Origin of the sequence: Sphaerisporangium flaviroseum (assembly GCF_039537005.1) — a bacterium.
GTDB lineage: Bacteria > Actinomycetota > Actinomycetes > Streptosporangiales > Streptosporangiaceae > Sphaerisporangium > Sphaerisporangium flaviroseum.
Window position 1 is genome coordinate 1 of the sequence record NZ_BAAAZR010000005.1, and the last position, 655, is coordinate 655.

Consider the following 655-nt stretch of genomic DNA (forward strand, 5'->3'; position numbering starts at 1 on the left):
ACATCCCCTCCGGCCCCTGGCAGACCATCGATCTGGACCGCGTTGATCTGCCGGAAGAACACGAGGACCCGCCGGTTACGGTCCGGCCGGACAACGGCTGCTATGTGATCTTCACCTCCGGGTCCACCGGCCGCCCCAAGGGCGTGGTCACCCTGCACCGCAACGTCACCGAGCTGCTGCACGGCGCGCCGTTCCTGCGGCTCGACCAGAGCGACACCCTGCTGCAACTGGCCCCGCTCCCGTTCGACAACTCCACCTTCGAGCTATGGGCTCCCCTGGTCGCCGGCGCGCGACTGGTGCTGGCGCCTCCGGTGGACTACACCCCGGCCGACATCGCCGCGTGGGTGGACGAGCACCGGGTGAGTGTGCTGCACGTGACGGCGTCGCTGTTCGCGCTGCTGGTGGATCACGAACCGCAGCTGTTCGACCGGCTGCGGCGGTTCCTGACCGGCAGCGAGACCGTCTCCCCCCGGCACGCCGCCCACATCCTGGAACGCTGCCCGGACCTGGAACTGGTCAACTGCTGGGGACCCACCGAGACCACCACCTTCTCGGTCTGCGGTGTGTACACGCGTGACAATCTGCCTGCCGGTGCGTTGCCGCTGGGCAACCCGCTGGTCAACACCCAAGTGTGGGTGCTGGACCCCGGTGGCCG

Annotated in this window: 1 protein-coding gene; it reads left to right on the forward strand. The window is 68.9% G+C overall.

The window, feature by feature from the left end; translation table 11 throughout:
- A partial coding sequence (locus ABD810_RS14495) for an AMP-binding protein (protein WP_344939081.1) occupies nt 1-655 on the forward strand: 655 nt, incomplete at both ends.